A 22,699-nucleotide genomic window follows, 5' to 3' on the forward strand; every position below is an offset into this window, starting at 1 on the left:
CCTCGCCCCTAGTCCAGTGCCCCGATCAGCACCACCCTTGCCCGCTCGGCCTCGGCCAGCGCTCGCCGCACGCCCTCCGGCCACCACTGGCCACCGCGCCGGGTCGGCACGCCTTCGCGGTTCAGCAGGGCCGCGGCCTCCCGCAGCGATCGCCGGCGCCGGCCCGTGCCTACGGCGTCCATCACAGGGGCCAAGCGTATGAGGGCGCTCGCGGCTTGGATGGTTTGGTGGAGGCGGCTGACATTGGGCAGGGGCATGTGGGGCTAGGTCAGATTGGGCGCTGCTATTCTACATCTCTACATCGGCGGAAGCCTCCCCCCCCCCCCCCCCCACCCACCCTCCTGGGATGGGTCTCTCGCGCCGGTTCCTAACCCTTGAAGGACGCGCCGACAAATCGCGAGCGAATCGAACGAGGTCGACTCCCCTGCCGCGACAAGCCTCCGATCGTAGTAGCCTGCGCTTCCACACCTCGATCAGATGTCGGTTCAGATCCTGCAGCGATCAATCGCGGGCAGGCTCGGGACCAGGTAGGCCATCGTGCTTTTCTGGTCGGGTATCGGCTTGGGCGGCCACCTCCAGCGCCATAAGCGCTTCAACGACAGAAGGTGTTAAGGCTTCGAGGTCAGCTGCAGCAGCCCGCCAATGGCATGGGGCGGCGACAGCTAGTCGCTCCAAGTCGACCATGCTTTCCAGCCGCTTTTGAATCTCTGGCAGAGATTGCTGCGGGACGCCGGTTCCTTTGAGCGCCTCGAAAATTTGCCCGCGCGCGCGGAGCGCTGCATCAAAATGCCGCCAGGCGTTCCACTCGACATAAACGGACTGCCGCTCGCTGGCGGAGGCTTCAACGACGGCCAAGAGAGCCTCAACCTGTTCTTGTGTGCGGCGGCGCAGGGCATCGTGCCCGCCCCATCGACCGCCGCCAGATGCTAGGCCGAGGCTCATGCGCGCCAGTGGCACCGCCATACGGCGCAACTCGATCGCAGTGACCGCCGCGCGATCGGCCAAGGCTTGTGCCTCCCGCAGCTTGGCGCTGAAGCCCCAAGCCGCGATCTCTGCCAAGTCTCCGAGCCGCGACAGCACCGCCGCCGCGAGCCCCGACCCAAGGACAAGAATCCCGCCTTCCCAGCCGTAGCCCGAGACGAGCATGAGGGTCGGTCCCAGGAGAGCGGTTGCTACGCCAATGTGGACCATCGTCATTCGGCGCAGCGCACGAAGCCCGAGGCGCCGCCAAGCGCGCAGTCGTCCACATATTGAGAGCGCCATCATCCACCCCGTGCATTGGGTGCCGATAGTGCAACCAGTTACCCGGCCGCGGCCAGCAGGCTTGTTGATCGAACAAAAACAGAACATGCTCCGGCCATGGAATCAGCCGGCCCCGTCGATCCCGTAGTCCTCCGCCGGATGCGCGAGGTCATCGCCAGCGCCATCGGCACTCGCAGCAGAGGACTGGCCGAAGCGGCAGCAGAGGCGCGCGGCCTGGGGCGGGGAATGCAGCCCGCGCTTCCCGCCAGCGTCATCGACGCCGCGGTGGTGGACCTTCTGCGCGAGGTGGGTGCTCACCGGCCGGAGGAGGCGTAGGTGAAGCATGAGGGGCATGTGCTGCGGCCCGTCACGCCGGAGGATCTGACCGATAGCCTGGCCTTCACCATGCGCTTCAACGAGCGCGGCAAGGAGCGGCGCACGGGGCACGAATACACGGCGCAGATCGCGGCCGGCGAGTTGGTGAAGCAGCTTCTCCAAGCGGCTACGTGATCCTGCGGCGCCCTCATTCTGCCCTACCGCACCGACCGCGGCATCGGCTGACACGGGGCGTGGAAGTCGCGCCGCCCTGGACCGTCGCTTTCCTGGCACGTGACGAGGCGGTGCGGCTGCCCTGCGCCTGTCGGGTCCGCACCATTGGGCGGCGCGATCTGGTTGCGCTGGTGGGCCAGGGTGAACGCCTGCATCTGCTCAGGCTGCGGCGCGAGCTGTGGTGCTCGCGGTGCGGCGAACCGCCTATGGTCGGGTGGGGGCGTCCTGCGACTGCGTAAGCATGATGGAACGAGTTGCTAGGAGCAGTGTCCAGACCAAATGACATAGCCCGGTATGCAAACGCTCCGAGATCGTTACTCTAAGCGCAAGTGCATCTGGGAACGCTGATATGGCGGACATGACTGATCCAGCTCTTGAGATCGCAGAGCTGTGCGAGGGCCTAAGGGGGCAAAATGATAAGTTAATGGGCGACCGCGCCCTAGCTGCTCAATTCGCTACCGCACCCTGGTCTGTAGAGTTTTTTGAAATATTATTCATTGTCCACCGACGAATGGACCAAATTGTGGAGTTGGTCGATGGTCTTGGCTTAAATCCTAGCATCTTGGCCGAAGCAAAGGCCCATGTGTCGACGGTAAAACTTGCGTTCAGTCAGGATGGTTTACGCAACCCATGGGTCCATGCGAAAAACTCATATCTGACACCGGCGACAGTTACTCCCATAAAATTCCTGTCGCCAGTTCTCCAGCCAAGGTACGGCTACGTACGGCTTACAGATGCTGAAATCGAAGAACTACTAGGCGAAGTTAATTTACTTATTGAGTGGCTGTCTGAGCATCAGCTTCGCGAGCAAGATTTTTTCCGGGCGTCGATCATTGAGGGGCTTCTGGTCTTTCGCTTTCGTCTGGAGCGACTGCGATGGTTGGGCTGGGGTTACTCGCTGCAGGCGCTGCGAGAAGTGATAGCTGCTTATCTTGCGCTGCATGGACATGTGAACCTTGAGGCTGAGCCACTTACTGACGCAATGTTGCGAAAGGTAGCTGCCTACGTCGGGCGGGTGGTCAAAGCCGCCCAATTCGTGAAGGACACCGCGGAGACTGGCCAGTTCATGCTACAGGCGTACGGCGCCATTACGCTGATCTCCCAAGGAAAAGAGACGATCGCTGGCTTGCTTAGCTATGGCGGGGACTAGCGCGCCACCTTGTCTGGCACGTCGAGTTGACCCGCTGAACACAGCCCTCCTAGGACCTTGGCTCTCCCTGCCGGCGTTAATGGATTAAGCGGTTCGGGTACCCTGCATCCGGGCCAGCGCTGTGAGGTCGCGCACTAGGATCCGGGCCGGCAGGCTCTCGGCCTCCATCAAATCGTCGGCCGGCAGGTCCACCGTGATGACGCGGCCTTCGCCTGTGCGCCGGCTAGGGTTTGTCGCGGACGTGGCTGCGACCAGCCCGCGCAGATCGACCAAGCGAGCCGAGCACGCCCTTCCTTCGACCCGGAGGGCGCGCTGGTTCGGTTGCTCCCCCCGGCAGCGGTAGGCCAGGCAGAGGTGGACTACCCGGTGGGTGCGCCGCGGATCCGCTGCCGCACCGCCTGTATTTTCACCGTCACCTAGCTGCGCCGCGGGGTGTCCAATTAACGCGCTCGCCGACGCGTCGCCGCTGATCCTGGTTGCGGCTGCAGCCCATCAACCAGCACCGCCCGTGCCCGCTCCGCCTCGGCCAGCGCCGCAGCCTCACGGAGTGAGCGCCGGCGCCGGCCGGTGCCAATAGCACCGGGGCCAAGCGCCCGAGCGCGGTCGCGGCTCGAATCGTCTGGTGGATCTGGCGGGCATCGGGCAGGGGCGTGAGGGCTGCATCCGTTGGGCGCTGGCATCTTCGCGGGCAGATATCTCGGCGCTGCCTCTACTGGCCCACTCCGCCTGCCCTCCCGCCAGCGGCTCCGGCGCAGCCGGAACGGCAATTCAGGTCGCGCCGACTGATCTTTGGCGATTCCAGCGAGATCACCGTCTTGGACCGTGCTGATTTGACGGATGAATCGCGGATAAAGCTAGCAAATTCAATAACTTGACGGAGGCGCGTTGCTGCGGCTGACTGCCCGCGCCGATACCCGGCAAGGAGCAAGACCTGTGAGCGACCAGAACACCGCACCGCACACCTTCCCGAACCTTCCCGCTATTCTTCGGCGCCTGCGCGACGCGGGCATCGGGGAGGATCTGCAGGAGGTCGTCCGCCTGGCAGTCACGCACGTGGGCAATGAGGCGGATGGAGCGCACCGCTTCCTAGATGGTGCCGGCCTGACCATGATTGACCTGCCGGGCCGGCGCCGCGCACTGGTCCTGGTGGATCCCAGCGAGATTACATTCGGCCGGACGCATGAGGGCGAGCAGTGCGACGAGTCCGACTTGCTGCACTGACCGAACCGCCTAGCGGAAGAAGATGGTTTGCAGATCGGGAGGCGGCGGCCGGCGCGTCCCGCCGCCGCTTCCCGAGACAGCCTCAGCAGTCAATCGGCCTATGCGGCGCGCATCCGGTGCCGATGCCAAGCAACCCGCCCACGACGGCAACACCAGCGAGCACGGCGCAGACGAACACGGCGAGGTCGATGCCCTTCGTGGCACCAAACATCCTGCGGAGGAAGCTACCGCCTTTGGTATCGGCCCAACCCGATGCCGCACCGGTGGCCAAAACGAGTAGGGCGAAGCCGCTGAAGAAGTGGGCGGGGTAGGCGTCCATGATCCTGAACAGCCCCAAAAGGGCGATAAGCATCGCGACGTAGAGGGATATCCCGAGCACGGGGCGCCTCGAACCAGGTCCGCGGGCATGCGATTACGTTCGGCGCGACTTCGCAACGACACGGGCCGACATGCTATTTTTTACGATGACACATGCCCCGGATATCCGCGGATAATCCGGAATCCTCCGGCAGGGGTAAGGGCGGACGGAGCGGATATATCCCTAGGGGATATCCGCCCTCCGCACCCCCGATCCGGTCCAAGGGCCTAATTGATGGAAGGCCCCTGCCCGGACCGGGAAAGGGCGCGCCGCGCTAGACCGTCGCACCCACGGGCCAGACCCAGCCGTCGCGCATCCCGATGTGGCCGGCATCCCGGAGCGACGCGAGCGCATCTCGGAGCACTCGCTTTCGGCTTTCCGGCTTGGCGGCGGTCGATACATGCCGGCTCTCGCACTCCGCTCGAATCCGGGCATCCGGGACCGCGGCCATTCCGCCGGCGTCCACTCCGGCCGGAGCCACCCCCTCCGCCGCTGCCAGCTCGGTGATGACCGAAAGCACCGCGGCGGCGGTCCTTGGCAGATTCGCCTTTGCCGAAACCGGCGCATTGGACGGCTCCGCGATGCAGGTCCGAAGCGGATCGCCATCTTCGTCCATGCCCAATTCGACGGACCGCAGCCGGAACGCCAGCCGGCGCCCGTCCTCGTCATCCTTCGCCGCTTCGATCGTCGCCACGCTGGGGTCGGCGCCAGTGCCCTTCTCCACCTTCACGATAAGGTCCGCTGCGGCGGCCAACGCGCCCGACCCGCGCAGGTCTCCGCCGTCCTTCCTGCCGTGGTGTATGACCAGGACGTGGGCACCCGTCTCGGCGCGCAGCGTGTCGAGGTTAGCGACGAAGCCGTTCATGTCTTGCGCCGTGTTCTCGTCGCCGCCGCCGAACGTGCGGGCGAGGGTGTCGATGACGATCAGGTCCGCCCGCATGGCTTGAGCCGCTTCGGCCAGGTGGGCCAGGTCGTTCCCAGGCGGGCCGATCGTGACAGGCTGCGCGATATACTGGAACCGGTCAGCGGGATCGCCGGCAGCTCGCCGCAGCGCTTCGGCCCGACCGTTGAACCCGCCCTCGCCCTCGGCCGCGACGTAGAGCACGCGCCGTGGCGTCTTCACGCGGAAGTCCCAGGCGTCGCGACCTGTCGCGAGACACCAGGCGAGGCGCAGAACAAGGAAGCTCTTGCCGGTCTTCGGTGCACCCCACCAGATGGAAAGCTCGCCCCGCGCCAATAGGTGCTTGATGAGGTAGTGCCGCGGCCGCGCATTGGCCGCTTCTGCCACCGTGCGAAGCTGAAGGCGGCCGAACCGCCCGGCGCTCGCCGCTGCCTCGGCTTGGGCGCGCATCTGCGCGATGACGGGCGCGAACTGGGCGGCCGCATCGCCGTACCAACCGGCCTTCCGGGCAGCGTGCGCGATATGACGGAAGCCCGCAGAGAAGGGCGGGCTGAAGCCAGAGAACCGCCGCGCCAAGTCCTCGGCGTCTTCGGGCTGGTGCCGTTCCGACCACTCCGCCCATTGATCCACCGTGCCGCCAGCGGCCTTGATGGCGTGCCCCATGCGGATCCAGCCCTCGCGGCTGCCGTCATTGGGCGCGTGCGCGATGGCCTCGGCCAGCAATTCGGGAGACGGCGCCAGCAAAGCGGTCTGGTCCGCCTCCGCGCGCCCCCCTGTGTGGAGGGCGGAGGCGCCGGCGGCTTCGGTCCCGATCACCGGCGCCACGTCGGCCAGAAAGGCGGCCAGCGCGTCCTCGGTGATGGGCTGCAGGCTGCCCAGCGAAACCCCGTCCAGCGGCGCAGGGCGCCAGCGCAGCGCCACGCCGGACGGGTGGATGCCGAAGGCCTGGGCCTGCTGCCCGTGCCCCAGCACTTCCACCTTGCCAGCGGCACCCGCCGACACCCGCTTGCCCGGCTCGCCCTCGGCCGCGCGGTAGAACAAGGCGCGCTTCCCGCTGTTCTCCCGCCAGCGCACCGGCGCCGGGCCGAAGCGCGCGAAGGCCAGGGCCTCGACCCGTTCCGCGGTAGGCACGTCATCCACGTCGATATCCAGCACGCGCAGCCCGTCACACAGGACGCCCGTGTTCAGCGCGGCCGGATCAGCGGGCCGGCTTGCGGCCTCGGGCGGGTCCAGCCGCGCCCGCTCCTGCCAGGCCCGGCCGGTGGGCCGCTTCTCTCCCGTGGCCAGGGCGATCGGCCGGAAGCCCTGTGTCCACAGCCGGCGCCGCAGCGCGGTGGCGGCCTGTTCGTCTGGAGCGGTCGTCGCCGGCGGCTGTTCAAGATCGCCGATCAGGTCCAGGGCGCAGTTGCCCGCGGTGCTGGCGGTCATCGGAGTAGTTCCGCCCGCGCTATCGCTTGGCGTGCCGCAGCCGAGCTCGCTTCCGACAGCAGAATGTTCAGGCCTTCCGCGAGGTGCTCACGGTCGCGCGATCCGGCGCCAAGGATGGCGCCTGCGACAGCCGCCAGCGACGCGAGGGCTACGCCAACGTCCTCGCCAGTCGCCCGGTCCAAAATGGCGGTAGCCAGTATATCGCGGCGCGCCACGTAGTCGGGGTGGTCCTTGGGCGGGTTGCGGATCAGGCAGGGGGTGCCCAAACTCGCAAGAAGAGCCGCTTGGCGGCGAAGATCGGCGGGAGCACCGGGGTTGCGACGGTTGGTCATGCGGATGAATCTCCACGCGGAGAGCGTCGACGCTTGTTCTGGCGGGGGTCATGCGCTATTTTGTCACTTGCAAAGTTGACGTAGCGATAGATGCCCCCGCCGGTGAGCAGACATGCTCCCGGCGGCTTTCGTTTCAGGTGGCAGCGGAGACGGCGCGGTTCGCGAGCTCGGCGGCGCGGTGCGGGAAGGTCCGGGCAGAGGCCCATTCCTCGGCGGCCTTCAGCGGATAGACGATGCGGCGTGGGCCGATCCGGGTCCACGGTGGCCCGTCGCCGGTGACGCGATAGCGCTGGAGGGTGCGGCGCGAGACGCTGAAGCGCTCGGCGAAATCGGCTTCGGACAGGTAGCGGGTGAGCATGGATGCCATTCCTCTCATCGCGGCGCGTGTCGCCGCGTGACAGGAGTGATTGAGCGGCCGGGTCCAATCACCCCCGGTGTTTTGACGGAATTCCGGGGTTGACTTAGCGGCGCCAGAAAAATCGGATCGCTCGTTTGGTTTGCTCGATTCGCGGCGTGTCGAGTGCGGCAGGATGCGCGAGCGGCAAAAGCAATTTCATGGAGTCGAGGAGTCGATCCTCCTGACCGATACGCTGGCGATCTGCTTCATCCAGGGTTCCGACGAGTGCCTTCACGACAATCTCGACCGAGGCCCGATGGTCCGGAGTTAGAGCGGCCTTTGCGCGCCCCCACCGCTTCTGGTCCAGATGCACATTGCAAACCTTCAAGATAGCCAGCTCGATTTCGACGTAGCCCTGGGGAGGCTTCTCGTTCCGCAGGCCGATGCGGCTAAGCCGGTCCATTGCTGTTCCACGAGCATCGTCGTCCTGGGCGCGGGCGCGCGCGTGGAGAGTTTGGGCCATGGCCGACACCGCCATTACGACGTGAGATCGCGACGCGGGATCCAAGCGCCGGTGCGTCGCTGCGCCCACCGTCAGCAGCTTCGGCAGAGTGCTGCCGTCACCTAGCCGCCGGACGTTGTGTGCAAGGCTTGCGGCCGCCTTGGCACCGATCGCAGGTGCCAGCAGGTCGACGGCCATGCTCACGGCGCGGCGCGCTACTTCACCCTGTTCCTCGCCGCCTGCCGCGAGCGCGCCAGCGTCAAGCGGACCTTCGCCCCCCCGCCGGGCAACGGTCGCAAACGCGAGCTGCACCGCGTCTCGGCCGATCAGGTCGACTACCTCGCCGATCGCCCCCGCTAGCTTGGCAAGGATTTGCTCGGCTCCGGCGCGGCTATCTTGCGGCGCAGGTCCGTCAGTCGTTGCTGGTTCGGTCACTCGCGCCTTCTGCCGCGCGCTCTGCATCTGGAAGCGCGGGGCAGCCCGGTGCAGAGGTCCAGGCGTTCGGCGGCCAAACCTAGCCCCGCTGCGGAACGATATAGGTGCACCGCCTCGACGGTGCGAGCGTCAACTAGGCGCGGCGCCGCTCGGCCAGGACGGCCACGTTGTCCAGCGCGCCCCTGCCCTCCCCGCACGCCTCCACATGCGCGGCCCATGCCGCGAGCGCGGCCTTTCGCTCCTCAAGGAATTCGCCGCGCTGGTAGATCGCGGCCACGCCGCGGATCGTGCCCTGCACGTGGTTCAGCAGCCGATCCGCGACGTGCGGCGGGAAGCCGGCGCCAGCCAGCCAGGTGACACCCGAGCGCCGGAAGTCGTGCAGCACCCAACCCGGCATGGGCTCGGGGGGCAACTGGCCGGCCTTCGCCGCGTCTTCCGCGCGTGCCTCGGCGATGGTCGAGTCTATCTCCCGCTTCACCCATGAGTGCGTCGTGATCGGCCGCTTGTCGTCAATGCCGAACACCAGCCGGTCAGCCTTCGGCAATGCAGGCAGGGGCTTGCCGTCCTCGGCGCCGAGCAATGCGCGCAGGATCGCCCGGGCCGGCTCTGCCAGATGCACGACATGCGCCTTGCCGTTCTTCGTCCGGGTGCCCGGCTGCGTCCAGGCGGATAGGTCGGGCGCCACTTCGCCCCAAGCCATCGCGGTGACTTCCTCGCGCCGTGCCAGGGTCAGCAGCGTGAAGCGGACCATCGGGCCGTAGGGCGCCGCCAGCGTGCCGGCCGCGCGCCAGACGTGCCCGACTTCCTCGGCACCCAGCACACGCTCCCGCGGCACGTCCCTGCCCGGCGCCGGGGCATGTTCCCAGGGGTTCGCCGCGCCCTCGGGCAGCGTGCCGCGGCGCAGTGCCCATGCCCACATCGCCCGGGCGTAGTCCCGGACCCGGCGCGCGGTCGTCTCGCCGGCCTCGGCAGCTTTGTCCACCACGGCGGCGGCGTCACGCCGGCCGATCGCCATGGCCGGCCGGTCCGCGATTGGGCCGAGGTGAAGGCGTAGTCGCGACAGCACATCGCGTTGCGTCGCCGGCCGAAGCCCGGCCACGTGCTTCTCAGCGTAGAGGTCGACCAGGGACTTCACGGTGAACGCCGCTTCGGCCGCCCGCGCCGCCGCCGCAGCCTCCGCTTTTACCCGGGCCTCCTCCGCCGCCTCGCGTTCCGCCAAAGGGTCGCGGCCATCCCGTAGGATCCCGCGCAACCGTTCGGCCTTATCACGCGCCTTCGCGGTGGTGAGTTCGGCGCCAAACGTGCCCAGCACGGCCCGGCGGACACGAGGGCCGAAGCGGTAGTTGAACAGGAAGGTCCGGACACCGCTGGGCTGCACCCGAACCGTGAAGCCCCGAAGTTCAGAGTCCGTCACCCACAGGTCCTTCTTGCCAGCGGGGCAGGTTAGGGCTGCGACAGTCTTGTCCGTGAGCTTCTGAGGCATGGCGGGCGGGCACCTTCGCGGGCACAGTGCGGGCACACTGACGAGGCAGCGTGTGGCGACCAGTGGCCGCTTGCTTCGGTTCGTAATGCCCTTCCCGGCCCAAAATCAAGCCATTTCGTGTGCCCGCGTCGACAAGTGGCGACCCGTCGCGGCGCATGGCGACTTGGCTTTTTCGGTTTTGTAAACCGAAGGTCGGGGGTTCGATCCCCTCACCCGGCAGATCGGCCCAGGCCGGTGAAGCATCCAGGCGGACGGCTTCGCTCCGCACCGGGCCCAGGGCAATCCAGTCGGCCGGCATTGATCTCGTGAATCCCGGCGCCCGCGATGGCCTGGCCTTCAGTGGCACGGCCCGGCCGGCATGAGCCTGAGCCAGCTCCACAACAAGGTCGTCACCTCACGCATGCCGCGGGCGACGGACCATTGGCGCTCGCCCTCCGGCCAACGGCGAATGTTTCGAAGTCGATCATTTTTCCGAAAGGCCGGGCGACCACTCTGCCGGAAACGTCAAATATACCTAAGCGTAAAAACCTGCATCCGGTGCATATTCGCGAATCCCTCTTGCAGTTCGCGAAGAGACATCAATCTTTGAGCTTGCACGACTGGATATTTTCCATCACGATCCAGCGAGTATTCAACGGGCGGTCGGTCACATGGCCTCGAAGACGGTTCCCTTGTCGCAGCTTTCGCCGGTCGCTTCGGCCGCGTCCCATCGCGCCGTGGCAGCGAAGCCCCTGCCGGAACGGCTCAGCCTGCGCACCTGCGTGATCCTTATCGCCGCCGTCTCCACACTTCTCTGGATCGGCATCGGCCTGCTCGCGGACAAGCTGATCGGCTGATCAGCCCGCCATCGCGGCGGAGCGCGGCACCACCGCGTCCCGGCGCGTCGCATTGGCCAGTTGCAGCAGGCGGGCCACGCCACCGGCATCGCCCAGCACGGCCGCCTTCTCCGGCCGGGTCAGGGCCGACAGCGCCTCGGGCAGATCCACCGCCTCCTCAAGCTTCGCCCGCCCCATCAGCAGCGCAGGGTCCAGCGGGTCCTGACGGGGCCGGCGCGGCGGCGGCAGCATGTCCAGATGCGCCTGCTGCAGGGCCGGGTCGGCCGCCAGCCGCTGCACCGCCTCCATCGGCCGCGCCTGCTCCACCAGCCTGCGACGGATGCTGTTGGCGCGGTTCAGCACGGCCGGGGGTGAGGATTCCTCCGGGATCGCCAGCAGCCCCAGCCGCCGCAGCAGCGTTCCCCGGCGCGCCGTCAGCGCCGCGAGCGGCACCGCCAGCGCCAGCCCCAGCGTCACCGGCAGCATCCACAGCGCCAGGTAGGGCGAGACCAGCCAGGACGCGGCGCCGAACAGCAGCCCGAACAGCGTGTGGCGCCAGTACAGCCGGAACACCGCGCGCCAGGACAGCGTGCCATCGTCCCGCTGCTGCGGCTGCCAGCCGGAATCCCGCCCGGTCAGGATGGATGCCACGTCGACGCTCTGCGTCAGCATCGTCACCGGCGCCAGCAGCCCCGCCACCAGCGTCTCGACCAGCATGCTGAGGAAGGACCGCACGGCCCCGCCGATGCCGCGCCGTTCCTCCGGCTTCAGCAGCAGCAGGAACCAGGCGAGCAGCTTCGGCACCAGCAGCAGCGACATGGTGCCGATGAACAGCCACATGGCGCGCACCGGGTCCACCACCGGCCAGTCCGGGAACAGCGAGGGGCCGGAGGGGAAGTAGTTCGGCCGGATGAAGCGCACCTCCAGCGCGCCGAACACGCCCACCACAAGGAACAGCAGCCAGAGCGGCGCGGTGATGTAACTGCCGATGCCCGTGAACAGGTGCAGCCGGCTGATCGGATGCAGCCCGCGCGCCGGCAGCACCGCGGCATGCTGGAGATTGCCCTGGCACCAGCGCCGGTCACGCACCGCGAGGTCGGTCAGCGAGGGCGGGCTCTCCTCGTAGCTGCCGCGCAGCGTCGGCACCATGTGCACCGCCCAGCCAGCCCGGCGCAGCAGCGCGGCCTCGACGAAATCATGGCTCAGGATGTGGCCGCCGAAGGGCCTCGGGCCACGCAGCGTCGGCAGCCCGGCATGGTCGGCGAAGGCGCGGGTGCGGATGATGGCGTTGTGGCCCCAGTAATTGCCCTCCGCCCCATGCCACCAGGCGATTCCGGCGGCGATCATCGGGCCGTAGACCCGACCGGCGAATTGCTGCATCCGCGCGAAGAAGGAAGCGCCGTTGACGATCACCGGCAGGGTCTGGATCAGGCCGACATCGGGATGCGATTCCATCGCCGCGGCCAGGCGCACCAGCGCATCGCCCTCCATCACGCTGTCGGCGTCCAGCACCAGCATCTGCGGATAGGCGGCGCCGAAGCGCTGCACCCATTCGGCGATGTTGCCGGCCTTGCGCTCGTGGTTCTTCGGGCGCCGGCGGTAGAAGATGTGCGCGTGGTCGCCGGTGCGGTCGCGCAGCGCCAGGAACGCCTCCTCCTCCGCCAGCCAGGCATCGGGGTCCGTGGTGTCGCTCAGGATGAAGATGTCGAAATGCGCGCCGCGGCCGGTGGCGGCCAGGCTTTCGTGGATCGCCTGCAGCCCGGCCATCACCCGCTCGGGCGGCTCGTTGTAGACCGGCATCAGCAGCGCGGTGCGGTCGTGCAGTTCCGGAATCGGGCCCGCCGGGTCAATGCCAAGCCGCCGCCCGCCGCCGCCGAGCAGACTGGCGAAACCCGCCAGCGCGCTCAGGAAGGACAGCGCGATCCAGCCGAACAGCGCCACGAACAGCAGCAGCAGCGTGACCTGGAGGGCGGTCGGGCTGCCGATGTCGAGCACCAGCCCCATCTCCCGCGCGCCGAAGCCAGTCAGCAATACCGAGCCGCCGAGCACCAGCAACCGCCGCAACCCCATCAACCGGGGCGACGAGGGACGTGCGGCTGGGCCGGGCGCGGGCACTTGGCGCAGCGACTGCACCGGCATCTGCAGCGGCGCCGGGTCCGGCAGGGCGCGCCATCCGGCGGCGGGGTGGCTCAGACCGTCCATCGGTAGAGCCAGGTCTCGGTCAGCGGCTGGTCACCCAGCTTCAGCACGGCGCGCAGTTCCACCTGCCGCGCCGCCCCCGGCACCAACTCGAAATGCACCCGCCAGCCGCCATTCTGCGGATTGCGCTGCACCACCGCGTGACGGATCTCGCCGGCGCTGTGCGACAGGTCGAGGCTGGGGGTGGTGTCAGGCGGCACCTCGCCTGCCTTGCCGCCGGCGACATCCAGCACGAACAGCCGGCCGGCACGCCCGGCCGCACCGACCCGCGTCTCGGTGAATTGCGCCAGCTCCGGACTGCCCGGGTAGGCCGGCATCCAGTGCAGCCGGTAGACGAAATTATACTCCTCGCCGGGCAGCATCGGCTGTTCCGGGCGCCAGAAGGCGACGATGTTGTCGTTGATCTCGTTGTCGGTCGGGATCTCGATGAGCTGGATGCGCCCCGCCCCCCAATCGGCGATCGGCTCCACCCAGAGCGACGGGCGGCGCTCATACAGCGCTTCCAGGTCGTTGTAGCCGAGGTAGTCGCGGCGCCGCTGCATCAGGCCGAAGCCGCGCGGGTTCACCTCAGCGAACTGGCTGACCTGCAGGTCGCGCGGGTTCTGCAGCGGCCGCCAGAGCTGCTCGCCGCGGGAGGTGGCGATCATCAGCCCATCCGAATCATGCACCGCATTGCGGTAGTCATCGGCGGTGCCGCGGTCGTTCGGGGCAAAGAAATACATGCTGGTCAGAGGCGCCACGCCGACGGCGACAACCTCCACCCGCGGGTAGATCACCGCCTGCACGTCGAAGACCGTGTGGTCGCCCGGCCGGATGGTGAAGCGGAAGGCGGCGGTGGCGCTGGGGCTGTCGAGCAGCGCATGCACCACCACGGAATTCGCGCCGGCATGCGGCCGTTCCAGCCAGAAGGCGCGGAACACCGGAAACTCCTCGCCGGCCGGATCGGCGGTCTTGATCGCGAGGCCGCGGGCCGAAAGCCCGTAGCTCAGCCCGCGCCCGACCGCCCGGAAATAGGAGGCGCCGAGGAACACGGCGAGCTCGTCGAACACGCCCTGCGTGTTGAGCGGGTGGTGGATGCGGAAGCCGGCATGGCCGAAGTCGGCGCCGGGCGCCGGGCGCTCGCCGAGCGTGAAGGCCGCCGGATCATACGGGATCGGCCGCGCACGGCGGTCCACCACCTCATGCAGCTCGACCTTCTGGGCATAGAGGAAGCCGCGGTGGAACAGCTGGACCTGGAAGCTCGCATCATTGCCGCGCCACAGCGCCGCCTGCGGGTTGAAACGCAGGGTGCGATATTCGTCATAGCCGAGATCGGTGAAGGCACGCGGCAGGTCGCTGCTCGGCGCGCGATAGTCCCGCCGCGCCATCTCCCGCGCCAGGTCGCGGACCGTGCTGTCGCTGAACGGCGTGCCGGCGGGCTGGGCGGCCGACTGCGCCTCCACCTCATCCCCGGTGGAACGCAGGAACAGGGCGGAGGAGGCTATGGCAGCAAGGGCGGTACGGCGGTGCAAAGCGGCCCCCAATCGGCGCGGGTGATGCGCCGGCTGGCAGGGTGATCCCGACCAGGCACGGCGGACACGTAACGAGCCCGCGCCCCCTCGGTTGCATCGATCCTACCGCACCGCAAAAATTGGCGGGCGGTGGCAGGTTCAGGCCGGGATGGCGAGTTCCATGGGGAGCGTCCCGGTCTCCCTGGGGTGGGGGAAGACCAGCTGCCAAGTGATGCCGGCCGGATCGAGAATGGATTCGGCATGGCCGCGCAGGTCATGCGTCACGCAGCGATCGATCAGCCGCGCTCCGAAGCCCCGGCGGCTGGTGGGCGTGGCAGGCAGATCGGCGCATTCCACCCAGCGCAGATGCACCCATTGACCCTCCGCGGGTTCCGGTGCCGACTGACGCTCCGCCGCGTCCTCGTGCGGGTCATGCGGCGCTGGTTCCAGGGTCCAGCTCACGGCGACACCGCCGCCCGCGCCGGGGCGCAGCGCGCCGTGCTTGGCGGCGTTGGTCGCCATCTCATGCAATACCATCGCCAGCGAAAGAGTCTGCTTGGCGGGCAGTGGCACGTCCGGCCCGCGCACCAGCACGGCGGCGCCGAAGGGGGCCAGCGTGGCCCGCACCAGCGCATCCAGCCGCACCAGCCCATCCTCCGACGCAAACAGCGCATCCTGCGCCTTGGCCAGCATCGACAGGCGCGGGTTGAAGCTGTGGCGGAATTCCTCCAGCGAGGCGCTCTGCGCCAGGGTCTGCGCCACCATGGACTGCACCACGGCCAGCGCGTTCTTCACCCGGTGGCGCAGCTCCGCGGTCAGCAATTCCCGCTGGCGTTCCGCGTGGCGCCGGGCGCCGACATCCAGGAAGGCCGCCACGGCCAGCTTCACGCCGCCGGCGGCCCGCACCGGGGCGGCGCTGACGGCAAGCACGGTCTCGCTGCCATCGGCGCGGCGCAGCGGCAGTTCCAGCCCCTCCGTCATCGTGCCGCACCGGATCGCCTCGCGCAGCGGGCCGGCCAGGGGTTCCGGCAGGGCGGCTTCCCCTGGGCAGCCATCGCCATCGCGGAGGCCGGCGCATTGCAGCAGCGCCTGCGCCCGGGCGTTGCGGAATACCTCCCGCCCCGAGGGGATTTCGGCCAGTACCACGGCGACCGGCATCTGGCCGAGCACGTCGCGCAGCCTCGCCTCGCCCTCGCGCAATTCCTGCTCGCGCATCGCGACCGCGTCGGCCATGGCGTTGAAGCCGGCGGCAAGGCGGCCGATCTCGCCACGGTCGTCGCTGTGGCTGCGTGCCGCATGGTCTCCCGCGGTCCAGCGCCGCATGGAATCCAGTAGCTGGTCCACCGGCTTACGCAGATAGATGCGGCCGAACAGCCAGGCGGCGGCCAGGGCCGAAAGCAGCCCGGCCAGGACCAGCAGCAGGGCCCGCTGCGTCGCGTCGTTCACCCGCTGCAGCGCCGGCCCGGTCGGGAAGCCGGCGCTGACATACAGTCCCGTGGTGCCGGCGCCGACCGGCACGTAGCCCAGGATCCGCGGCGTGCCGTCCTGGCTCACCACGTCGATCACCCCGGGCGAGGCCGCCTGCACCAGGTCGCTGAAAGGCGCCGGGATCGGGGTGCCGATGAAGGCCTGCGGTTGCGGCGTGCGGGCAACGATGACGCCCTCGCGATCCGCCACCGTCACCGATCCGCCGGGCGGCAGGGCGCCGCTGGAGACCAGGTTCTCCGAGAGCCAGATCGTGTCGATCGAGGTGATGGCGACCCCGACGAAGCGGCCCCCGGACATGATGGGCAGGGCCAGCGGCAGGATGCGCCGCATCTCTCCGCCCCGTGTCACCTCCATCACCGCACCGACCTGGAATTCCTGGCGTTCCCGCGCCCGGACGAAATAGGGACGGCTGGCGATGGAGGCCGGACCGGCCGCACCCGATGAGCTGCACAGGATCCGTCCCTCGGCGTCGCTCACACCGATCGAGACGTAGCGCGGCATGCGGATACTGAGCGCCGCCAGCCCCGCACCGCAGCCCGGATAGGTGCCGCCGCGGAGATGCGCCTCCCCCACCGCCGCCAGCAGGTTGCGGGCGCCTTCCAGCATGCGGCTGAGTTCGGACGCGGATTGCAGGGCGAAGCGCCGGGCTTCGGCGCGCACCTCCTCGATGCGCGCCTGGCGGGATGCGACCTCATGCCATGCCTGTATGGCAAGGGAAGGCAGGACGGCCGCCGCGCAGAGCACGGCGATACGTGTCGATAAGCGCATCCGACCTGGCTTTTCCCTGTACGCCGCGCCTGTGACGGGCTTTCTGGACTACCCGTCACCTACGCGCGCTGCAAGGGAAACAGCGCGTGTGAAACATAGGTCAAATGCGTGTCCGCCCCCCGACCCTACCACGGTGGCCGGCGGGCGCCCCATCGGGCGCTGCCGCCGGCTGCGGGCCTGGCTTTTCAGCTGTGCCAGGGTGGGAAGGCTACTGGATCAGACCTGGACCTGAATCAGGCTACGTCGCCGGGGCGGCGCAGGCTGGGGTCGTTGGCCAGGCGCGGGTCGTCATGGGCGGTTCCGATCGGGCGGGTGCCGACATAGCCGGGGTTGCGCGCCGGGTCCTTCGCCGGGTCCCAGCCGCCGCTGCGCCACTCGGCCTGGCGCGCATCCATGTCCACCGGACCATGCTGCTCCAGGATCCGCTCGGCCTCCGCGGCGCGGCCATCCTCGGTGCGGACGGCGACCAGGTGGCCACCGCGACGCAGGCCCTCGGAATAGGTGCTCGCATGCTCCTCCTCGACCCCGGCCGAGGTCAGCGCACCGATCAAACCGCCGGCTGCGGCGCCGACGCCGGCGCCGGTCAGCGTGGCGATCAGCCAGCCGGCCGCGACCAGCGGGCCGACGCCCGGGATGGCGAGTGCACCGATGCCGGCCAGCAGGCCCGCGCCACCGCCCACCACGGTGCCGAGGGAGGCACCGGTTGCCGCGCCGGTCTCGGTCGCCGGCTCGCCGGTGGTGCCCGTGGTGGTGCCCGGGGTGTTACCGGACATGCCGGTGCCGGCGCCGCCGCGCAGGGAATCCGCGCCGACGCGATCCCGCGCGCCCTCATCGGCGCTGCCCATATAGGTGATGTCGCCATGCGCGAAGCCAGCAGCCTCCAGGCTCCGCACCGCGGCATGCGCGGTGGTGGAACTGTCGAAAAGGCGGGCGATGGTTCGGGTTGCCATGGATGATGTTCCTCTCGATCGGTTTCTTGCGGTGCGGACGGCTCAGTCGGTCGCGACGATGTTGCCCTGGTAGTCGAGAGCGACGCCCGTCGGCCGGCCATTGCGAATGGCCCGTCCGCGCCAGATGCCCTGCTCGTCCAGCCGCAGCCCGGTCACGTCGGCATAGCCGGCGTCGGCGATGCGGGACTGGGCCTGGCCTTCTGTGAAGGAATTGGCCCCGCTCAGCGGCGCGGCGTCGGTGCGGGCCGCACCCTGCGGCGCGAGGCTCGGCGCCGCGGCCCCGGCACCTTGGGCGGGCGTCACCGGCGTGGTGGTGCCGGTGGCCGGTGCGCCGGGGGTTACCGCACCGGGCCGGGTCTCGGCAGTGCCGGCCGGCTGGCGGGAGCCGGGCAGCGGCCCGCTGGCGCCGGGGCTGGTCTGCGCCGCGCGGCCACCCTGCGGCGAGGCCGGATCGGCCGGCGCCACGCGCGGCGTCATCTGGGTTTGCGCGGCGCCCGGCTGAGCCTGGGTGCCAGCGCCGCCGCCCATGCCGGGGGCCTGCGCGGCACGGCTGCCTGGCGGCATCGGCGTCGGGTTGGCCGCTTGGCCACCCATGCCGGGGGTCTGGCCGGCACGGCTGCCGGGCGGCATCGGGGTCGGATTGACCGCCTGCGCCTCGGCACCCGCGGCCTGGCCACCGCTCCGCGCACCCTGCTCGGTCACCGGCTGACCGGCGGGACCCAGATTCGGGGCAGTGGCGCTCGGCGAGGTGCTCTGCGCGAAGGCGCCGCCTGACAATCCGAGTGCGGCCGCGACCGCGCCTGCCAAAGCCATGTGCCGTGTGGGCATGGATGTTTCTCCAGTTGCTGACGTTCAAGCTCTGGTCGGGTGTCGAGCACCCGCACCATCTGAGAACGCCAGCGAACCCGGATTGTTCGTATCGCCCCCGCACCAGGGGCGCACAGCGGCGCGAGGATGCGGCGCTTCAGCTGCCGTTTGCGGCTTGGCGGCGACCCCCGGATACCGCCGCTGGCGCGGCTACGGCCCCGACAGCGCCAGGGCGGCGTTGGCGTAGCGCGGGTCATCCGTCACCTCCGCGCCCAGCCAGCCGGGCAGGCCGGGCTGCACCGCCACATCGGGCAGCTCGACCTCCGCCAGCACCAGCCCGGCCAGGCGCGAAGGTGCCTCGAACACATCGACGGTCCAGAGATGCCCGTCATGCGGCACCTCGAAGCGCGTCTTCGCCAGCGGCGGCGTCGTGCACAGCGCCAGCAGCGCCTCCGCATCCGCGACCGGGATCGGATACTCGAATTCCGGCCGCACCTGCCCCCCGCTGCCCGCCAGCGCCGGGCCCTTGATGGTCAGGAAGCCCTGCGGGCCGGCCAGCCGCACGCGGACATGCGCGGCGTCGGGGCCGGGCGCCGAGAGGTAGCCCTGCCGCATCGGCACCCCCTGCCCCCGTACCGCCTGGCGCCAGCCCTCGCCGGTCACCAGGAATTTCCGCTCGATCTCGATGCCCATGCCGGCCCTCCTGCATCGGGAGGCTACCGCAGCGGCACCGGAGCGCCCACATTCGTGGCGCCATGAACATCCTCACCCCTGTCGAGTTCTTCCCGCAGAAGCGCCCGGTGCCGCCCTCCGCCACGCCGTTGCGCGTGGTTTCCCCCTATGAGCCGAATGGCGACCAGCCGGCGGCCATCGCGACGCTGCTGGACGGGCTGGCAAAGGGGGAGCGGGACCAGGTGCTGCTGGGCGTCACCGGCTCCGGCAAGACCTTCACCATGGCCAAGGTGATCGAGGCGGTGCAGCGGCCGACCTTGGTGCTGGCGCCGAACAAGACGCTGGCGGCGCAGCTGTACGGGGAAATGAAGTCCTTTTTTCCCGACAACGCGGTGGAATATTTCGTCAGCTACTACGATTACTACCAGCCCGAGGCCTATGTGCCCCGGACCGACACCTACATAGAAAAAGACGCGCAGATCAACGAGCAGATCGACCGCATGCGGCATTCCGCCACGCAGTCGCTGCTCGAACGGTCGGACGTCATCATCGTCGCTTCCGTGTCCTGCATCTACGGCATCGGCTCGGTCGAGACCTATTCGCGGATGGTGGTGAAGCTGGAGCGCGGCGGGAAGATCGAGCGCGACGTGCTGATCAAGGGCCTGGTCGAGCAGCAATACCGTCGCAACGACAGCGCCTTCCAGCGCGGCACCTTCCGGATTCGTGGTGAGACGGTGGATATCTGGCCGTCCCAGCTGGAGGACCGCGCCTGGCGCGTCAGCCTGTTCGGCGACGAGATCGACGGGCTGAAGGAATTCGACCCGCTGACCGGCGAGATCACCGCGGATCTGGATCGCGTCGCGATCTACGCCAACAGCCACTACGTGACGCCACGGCCGACGATGCAGCAGGCGATCCTGTCCATCAAGGCGGAGCTGAAGGAACGGCTGGCGGAGCTGCACGCGGCCGGCCGCCTGCTGGAAGCGCAACGCCTGGACCAGCGCACCACCTTCGACATCGAGATGCTGGAGACCACCGGCGTCTGCAAGGGCATCGAGAACTACTCCCGCTACCTCACCGGCCGGAAGCCGGGCGAGCCGCCGCCCACCCTGTTCGAATACCTGCCGGAAAACGCGCTGCTGGTGGTGGATGAAAGCCACGTCACCGTGCCGCAGATCGGTGGCATGTATCGCGGCGACTTTGCCCGCAAATCCGTGCTGGACGAATTCGGCTTCCGCCTGCCGTCCTGCAAGGACAACCGGCCGCTGAAGTTCGAGGAATGGGACGCCTACCGCCCCACCACCGTCTTCGTCAGTGCCACCCCCGGCCCGTGGGAGATGGAGCGTACCGGCGGCGTCTTTGCCGAACAGGTGATCCGCCCGACCGGCCTGGTCGACCCGGTCACGGAAATCCGCCCGGTGGAGGGCCAGGTGGATGATCTTCTGGCCGAATGCCGCAAGGTGGCGGGCGCCGGCGGCCGCATCCTGGTCACCACCCTGACCAAGCGGATGGCGGAGGATCTGTCCGAGTACATGACGGAAACCGGCATCCGCTGCCGCTATCTGCACAGCGACGTGGACACGCTGGAGCGCATCGAGATCATCCGCGACCTGCGCCGCGGCGTCTTCGACGTGCTGATCGGCATCAACCTGCTGCGCGAGGGCCTGGACATTCCCGAATGCGCGCTGGTCGCGATCCTGGACGCGGACAAGGAGGGCTTCCTGCGATCCACCACCGCGCTGATCCAGACCATCGGCCGCGCCGCGCGCAACGTCGATGGCCGGGTGGTGCTGTATGCCGATGTGATGACCGAAAGCCTGAAGAAGGCGCTCGGCGAGACGGCCCGGCGACGGCAGAAGCAGACCGAGTGGAACGCCGCGCACGGCATCACCCCCACCTCGATCCGCCGCGACATCTCGGACGTGCTGCAGTCGGTCTATGAGCAGGACTACGTGACGGTGGAGGCGGTGGAGGGCGACAGCACCGCGCAATTCGTCGGCAAGGATATCGGCGCCAGCATCGCGGAGCTGGAGAAGCGCATGCGCGCCGCCGCGGCGGATCTGGAATTCGAGGAAGCCGGCCGGCTGCGCGACGAGATCAAGCGGCTGGAGGCGCTCGAGCTCGGCCTGCAGCCCAACATGGCCGGGCGGTCGCTGCAGGACAGCGCGCCGCGCGCCGGCGCCAACGGGTCCGGCAAGGGCCGGGCCAAGCAGGATTGGAAGCCGAAGCCGATGGGCCCGGGCGGCGGCGGCTACGACCCGAACAAGGCGAAGGGCGGGCGCGGCCGCCGGCGCGGCTGATCGCGGCGGCTTGATCGGTTGTGGCGGGCAGGTGGCAGTGCCCGCCGCATCGCCGCCCCAGGCGGCGGGCCTATTCGTCCCCGCAACCAACCGGGGATTTCCTGCATGAAAATTCTGACGCGCAAGCTCCTGCCCCGCCTGGCGCTGGCCAGCGCCCTGATCATCCCGCTCGCGGCCTGCGAGGGCATGTCCCGCGGGCAGCAGCGCACCCTGTCCGGCGGCGCCATCGGCGCGGCGGGTGGCGCGGCGGTCGGCGCGTTGACAGGCGGGTCCGCCGTGACCGGCGCGCTGCTCGGCGGCGCGGGTGGTGCGGCGGTCGGCGCCCTGACCAGCGGTGGCGGCGGCCGGCGCCGCTAGGTCGGGAAGTCAGTCAGGGCGGCGGGTGCGGCGGCGCGCCAGCTTCGCCAGCGCCGCCGGATCAAACCCATCCCGCGTCGTGTCAATGATGAAGGGCAGCCGGCCGCCCGGGCGACGCAGCCTGACGGCGGTGGAACTGGCGCCGCGGGCGTTGTAGCGACGTTCCGGCGCCAGCGCCCGGTGCAGCGCGGCCCAGGGCAGCAGGTGGCGACGCCGGCCGCGAAAGCCCAGCGTCTCCACCAGCAGGCCGCCCGGCAGGGCGCGGATCTCGGTGACGTACAGGCTGCGATACAGCTCCATCCCCAGCGCCATCGCGGCGAGGATGGGGGCCAGGATCGCCAGCGCCAGCGCATCCTCGGCCGGCCAGACCCAGCGCAGCACCGCGGCACCGAGGCCGAAAGCCAGCGCCGCAGTCCATAGCCCATATTGCAGCCCGCGCACCCGGCGCAGGCGGCTATTGCGGTAGAGGCTGCCCTCCTCCGTCACCGCCCCGGCCTGATGCCGCATTCGGACAGCAGCCCCGCCACGCCGCCGCCAGCGGATTGCGCCACCCGCAGCTGGTCCTGCACCGGCAGGCCCTGTGCCAGGCAGGCAGCCAGGGCCGGGGCGGCGAAGCTGCCGGACATGGCGCAGCGCCCGGCGGCGGTGGCGATGCGCTGGCAGAATTCGCGCTTCTGCTGCGGCGTCTCTGCCGGCGCCATCAAGCCGGGGATGCCGGCGTTGCCTCGCAAGGATGGTGTCAGCCCCTGGGTCATCCCTTGGGTCATCCCTTGGCCCCATCCCGGCCCCGCGGCCAGCACCCCGATCATCGCCAGTGCCAGCCGCATGGTGCCTCCGCCTCATCTGTCATCCAGCAGAACGCCTGCGCGAGGCGCGGGTCAACCGACCTCTGCTGCATTGGCCTTCGCGGCGGGG

The 22,699-nt window shown here is 69.2% G+C and carries 23 protein-coding genes; 7 read left to right on the forward strand and 16 right to left on the reverse strand.

All coding sequences use genetic code 11. The features are described from left to right. Nucleotides 1-8: 8 nt before the first annotated feature. Together HB662_RS14865 and HB662_RS14870 are read right to left on the reverse strand one after the other, a co-directional pair. Nucleotides 9-182: a hypothetical protein gene (locus HB662_RS14865; RefSeq protein ID WP_168050581.1), complete on the reverse strand. Its 174-nt coding sequence runs from the start codon at nucleotides 180-182 to the stop codon at nucleotides 9-11. Between the two features lie 319 nt (nucleotides 183-501). Then, nucleotides 502-1,146 carry a hypothetical protein gene (locus tag HB662_RS14870; protein WP_168050582.1) on the reverse strand — a complete coding sequence of 215 codons (645 nt, stop codon included), beginning with the start codon at nucleotides 1,144-1,146 and terminating at the stop codon, nucleotides 502-504. Between the two features lie 213 nt (nucleotides 1,147-1,359). Here HB662_RS14870 and HB662_RS14875 point away from each other — a divergent pair, with 213 nt between their 5' ends. From HB662_RS14875 to HB662_RS14890, 4 genes are all read left to right on the forward strand, one after another. Then, a complete protein-coding gene (locus HB662_RS14875; protein ID WP_168050583.1) occupies nucleotides 1,360-1,578 on the forward strand; it encodes a hypothetical protein in 219 nt (72 codons plus the stop codon). Continuing rightward, the gene (locus HB662_RS14880) at nucleotides 1,579-1,752 is read left to right on the forward strand and encodes a hypothetical protein (protein ID WP_168050584.1); all 174 of its coding nucleotides are present in this window, start codon (nucleotides 1,579-1,581) and stop codon (nucleotides 1,750-1,752) included. 388 nt (nucleotides 1,753-2,140) lie between these two features. Next, complete coding sequence (locus HB662_RS14885; RefSeq protein ID WP_168050585.1) at nucleotides 2,141-2,941, forward strand: hypothetical protein; 801 nt, start codon at nucleotides 2,141-2,143, stop codon at nucleotides 2,939-2,941. Nucleotides 2,942-3,874: 933 nt separating this feature from the next. Beyond that, a complete protein-coding gene (locus tag HB662_RS14890; RefSeq protein WP_168050586.1) occupies nucleotides 3,875-4,162 on the forward strand; it encodes a hypothetical protein in 288 nt (95 codons plus the stop codon). An 82-nt stretch (nucleotides 4,163-4,244) separates the two neighbouring features. On the opposite strand, the gene HB662_RS14895 is transcribed toward HB662_RS14890, so the two are convergent. The 6 genes from HB662_RS14895 to HB662_RS14920 form a co-directional block, all read right to left on the reverse strand. After that, a complete protein-coding gene (locus HB662_RS14895; protein WP_168050587.1) occupies nucleotides 4,245-4,481 on the reverse strand; it encodes a hypothetical protein in 237 nt (78 codons plus the stop codon). Nucleotides 4,482-4,794: 313 nt separating this feature from the next. Beyond that, the gene (locus HB662_RS14900) at nucleotides 4,795-6,849 is read right to left on the reverse strand and encodes an AAA family ATPase (RefSeq protein WP_168050588.1); all 2,055 of its coding nucleotides are present in this window, start codon (nucleotides 6,847-6,849) and stop codon (nucleotides 4,795-4,797) included. Further along, a complete protein-coding gene (locus tag HB662_RS14905) occupies nucleotides 6,846-7,181 on the reverse strand; it encodes a hypothetical protein (RefSeq protein WP_168050589.1) in 336 nt (111 codons plus the stop codon). The genes HB662_RS14900 and HB662_RS14905 overlap by 4 nt, the downstream gene beginning before the upstream one ends. Before the next feature lie 133 nt (nucleotides 7,182-7,314). Beyond that, the gene (locus HB662_RS14910) at nucleotides 7,315-7,539 is read right to left on the reverse strand and encodes a helix-turn-helix transcriptional regulator (RefSeq protein WP_168050590.1); all 225 of its coding nucleotides are present in this window, start codon (nucleotides 7,537-7,539) and stop codon (nucleotides 7,315-7,317) included. Nucleotides 7,540-7,642: 103 nt separating this feature from the next. After that, nucleotides 7,643-8,455, reverse strand: coding sequence for a hypothetical protein (locus tag HB662_RS14915; protein WP_168050591.1), 813 nt, complete (start codon nucleotides 8,453-8,455; stop codon nucleotides 7,643-7,645). A 133-nt stretch (nucleotides 8,456-8,588) separates the two neighbouring features. Next, nucleotides 8,589-9,938, reverse strand: coding sequence for a tyrosine-type recombinase/integrase (locus HB662_RS14920; RefSeq protein WP_168050592.1), 1,350 nt, complete (start codon nucleotides 9,936-9,938; stop codon nucleotides 8,589-8,591). Nucleotides 9,939-10,588: 650 nt separating this feature from the next. Between HB662_RS14920 and HB662_RS14925 the strand changes: the two genes are divergently transcribed. After that, a complete protein-coding gene (locus tag HB662_RS14925) occupies nucleotides 10,589-10,774 on the forward strand; it encodes a hypothetical protein (protein WP_168050593.1) in 186 nt (61 codons plus the stop codon). Here the strand turns inward: HB662_RS14925 and mdoH are convergent, their stop codons facing one another. The 6 genes from mdoH to HB662_RS14955 all read right to left on the reverse strand — a co-directional run bounded on the left by mdoH (nucleotide 10,775) and on the right by HB662_RS14955 (nucleotide 19,148). After that, nucleotides 10,775-12,955, reverse strand: a complete 2,181-nt coding sequence (gene mdoH / locus HB662_RS14930) for a glucans biosynthesis glucosyltransferase MdoH (protein WP_168050594.1) — start codon at nucleotides 12,953-12,955, stop codon at nucleotides 10,775-10,777. It abuts the gene before it with no gap. Then, nucleotides 12,943-14,463: a glucan biosynthesis protein gene (locus HB662_RS14935; RefSeq protein WP_168050595.1), complete on the reverse strand. Its 1,521-nt coding sequence runs from the start codon at nucleotides 14,461-14,463 to the stop codon at nucleotides 12,943-12,945. Before HB662_RS14935 ends, mdoH begins: the two co-directional genes overlap by 13 nt. Before the next feature lie 138 nt (nucleotides 14,464-14,601). Next, complete coding sequence (locus HB662_RS14940) at nucleotides 14,602-16,698, reverse strand: sensor histidine kinase (protein ID WP_168050596.1); 2,097 nt, start codon at nucleotides 16,696-16,698, stop codon at nucleotides 14,602-14,604. 233 nt (nucleotides 16,699-16,931) lie between these two features. Continuing rightward, entirely contained in the window at nucleotides 16,932-17,648 is a 717-nt protein-coding gene (locus tag HB662_RS14945) for a hypothetical protein (protein WP_209443294.1), read from the reverse strand. A 42-nt stretch (nucleotides 17,649-17,690) separates the two neighbouring features. Continuing rightward, the gene (locus tag HB662_RS28800; protein WP_209443295.1) at nucleotides 17,691-18,476 is read right to left on the reverse strand and encodes a hypothetical protein; all 786 of its coding nucleotides are present in this window, start codon (nucleotides 18,474-18,476) and stop codon (nucleotides 17,691-17,693) included. Between the two features lie 189 nt (nucleotides 18,477-18,665). Further along, nucleotides 18,666-19,148, reverse strand: coding sequence for a CYTH domain-containing protein (locus HB662_RS14955; protein WP_168050597.1), 483 nt, complete (start codon nucleotides 19,146-19,148; stop codon nucleotides 18,666-18,668). A gap of 62 nt (nucleotides 19,149-19,210) precedes the next feature. Between HB662_RS14955 and uvrB the strand changes: the two genes are divergently transcribed. Then, a complete protein-coding gene (gene uvrB / locus HB662_RS14960) occupies nucleotides 19,211-21,427 on the forward strand; it encodes an excinuclease ABC subunit UvrB (protein WP_168050598.1) in 2,217 nt (738 codons plus the stop codon). Nucleotides 21,428-21,532: 105 nt separating this feature from the next. Beyond that, nucleotides 21,533-21,784 carry a hypothetical protein gene (locus HB662_RS14965; protein ID WP_168050599.1) on the forward strand — a complete coding sequence of 84 codons (252 nt, stop codon included), beginning with the start codon at nucleotides 21,533-21,535 and terminating at the stop codon, nucleotides 21,782-21,784. Between the two features lie 9 nt (nucleotides 21,785-21,793). Here the strand turns inward: HB662_RS14965 and HB662_RS14970 are convergent, their stop codons facing one another. Both HB662_RS14970 and HB662_RS14975 read right to left on the reverse strand, forming a co-directional pair. After that, nucleotides 21,794-22,291, reverse strand: a complete 498-nt coding sequence (locus tag HB662_RS14970; RefSeq protein WP_168050600.1) for a hypothetical protein — start codon at nucleotides 22,289-22,291, stop codon at nucleotides 21,794-21,796. After that, the gene (locus tag HB662_RS14975) at nucleotides 22,267-22,611 is read right to left on the reverse strand and encodes a hypothetical protein (RefSeq protein WP_168050601.1); all 345 of its coding nucleotides are present in this window, start codon (nucleotides 22,609-22,611) and stop codon (nucleotides 22,267-22,269) included. The genes HB662_RS14970 and HB662_RS14975 overlap by 25 nt, the downstream gene beginning before the upstream one ends. Nucleotides 22,612-22,699 lie beyond the last annotated feature (88 nt).

This window comes from Falsiroseomonas frigidaquae (assembly GCF_012163145.1).
Lineage (GTDB): Bacteria > Pseudomonadota > Alphaproteobacteria > Acetobacterales > Acetobacteraceae > Falsiroseomonas > Falsiroseomonas frigidaquae.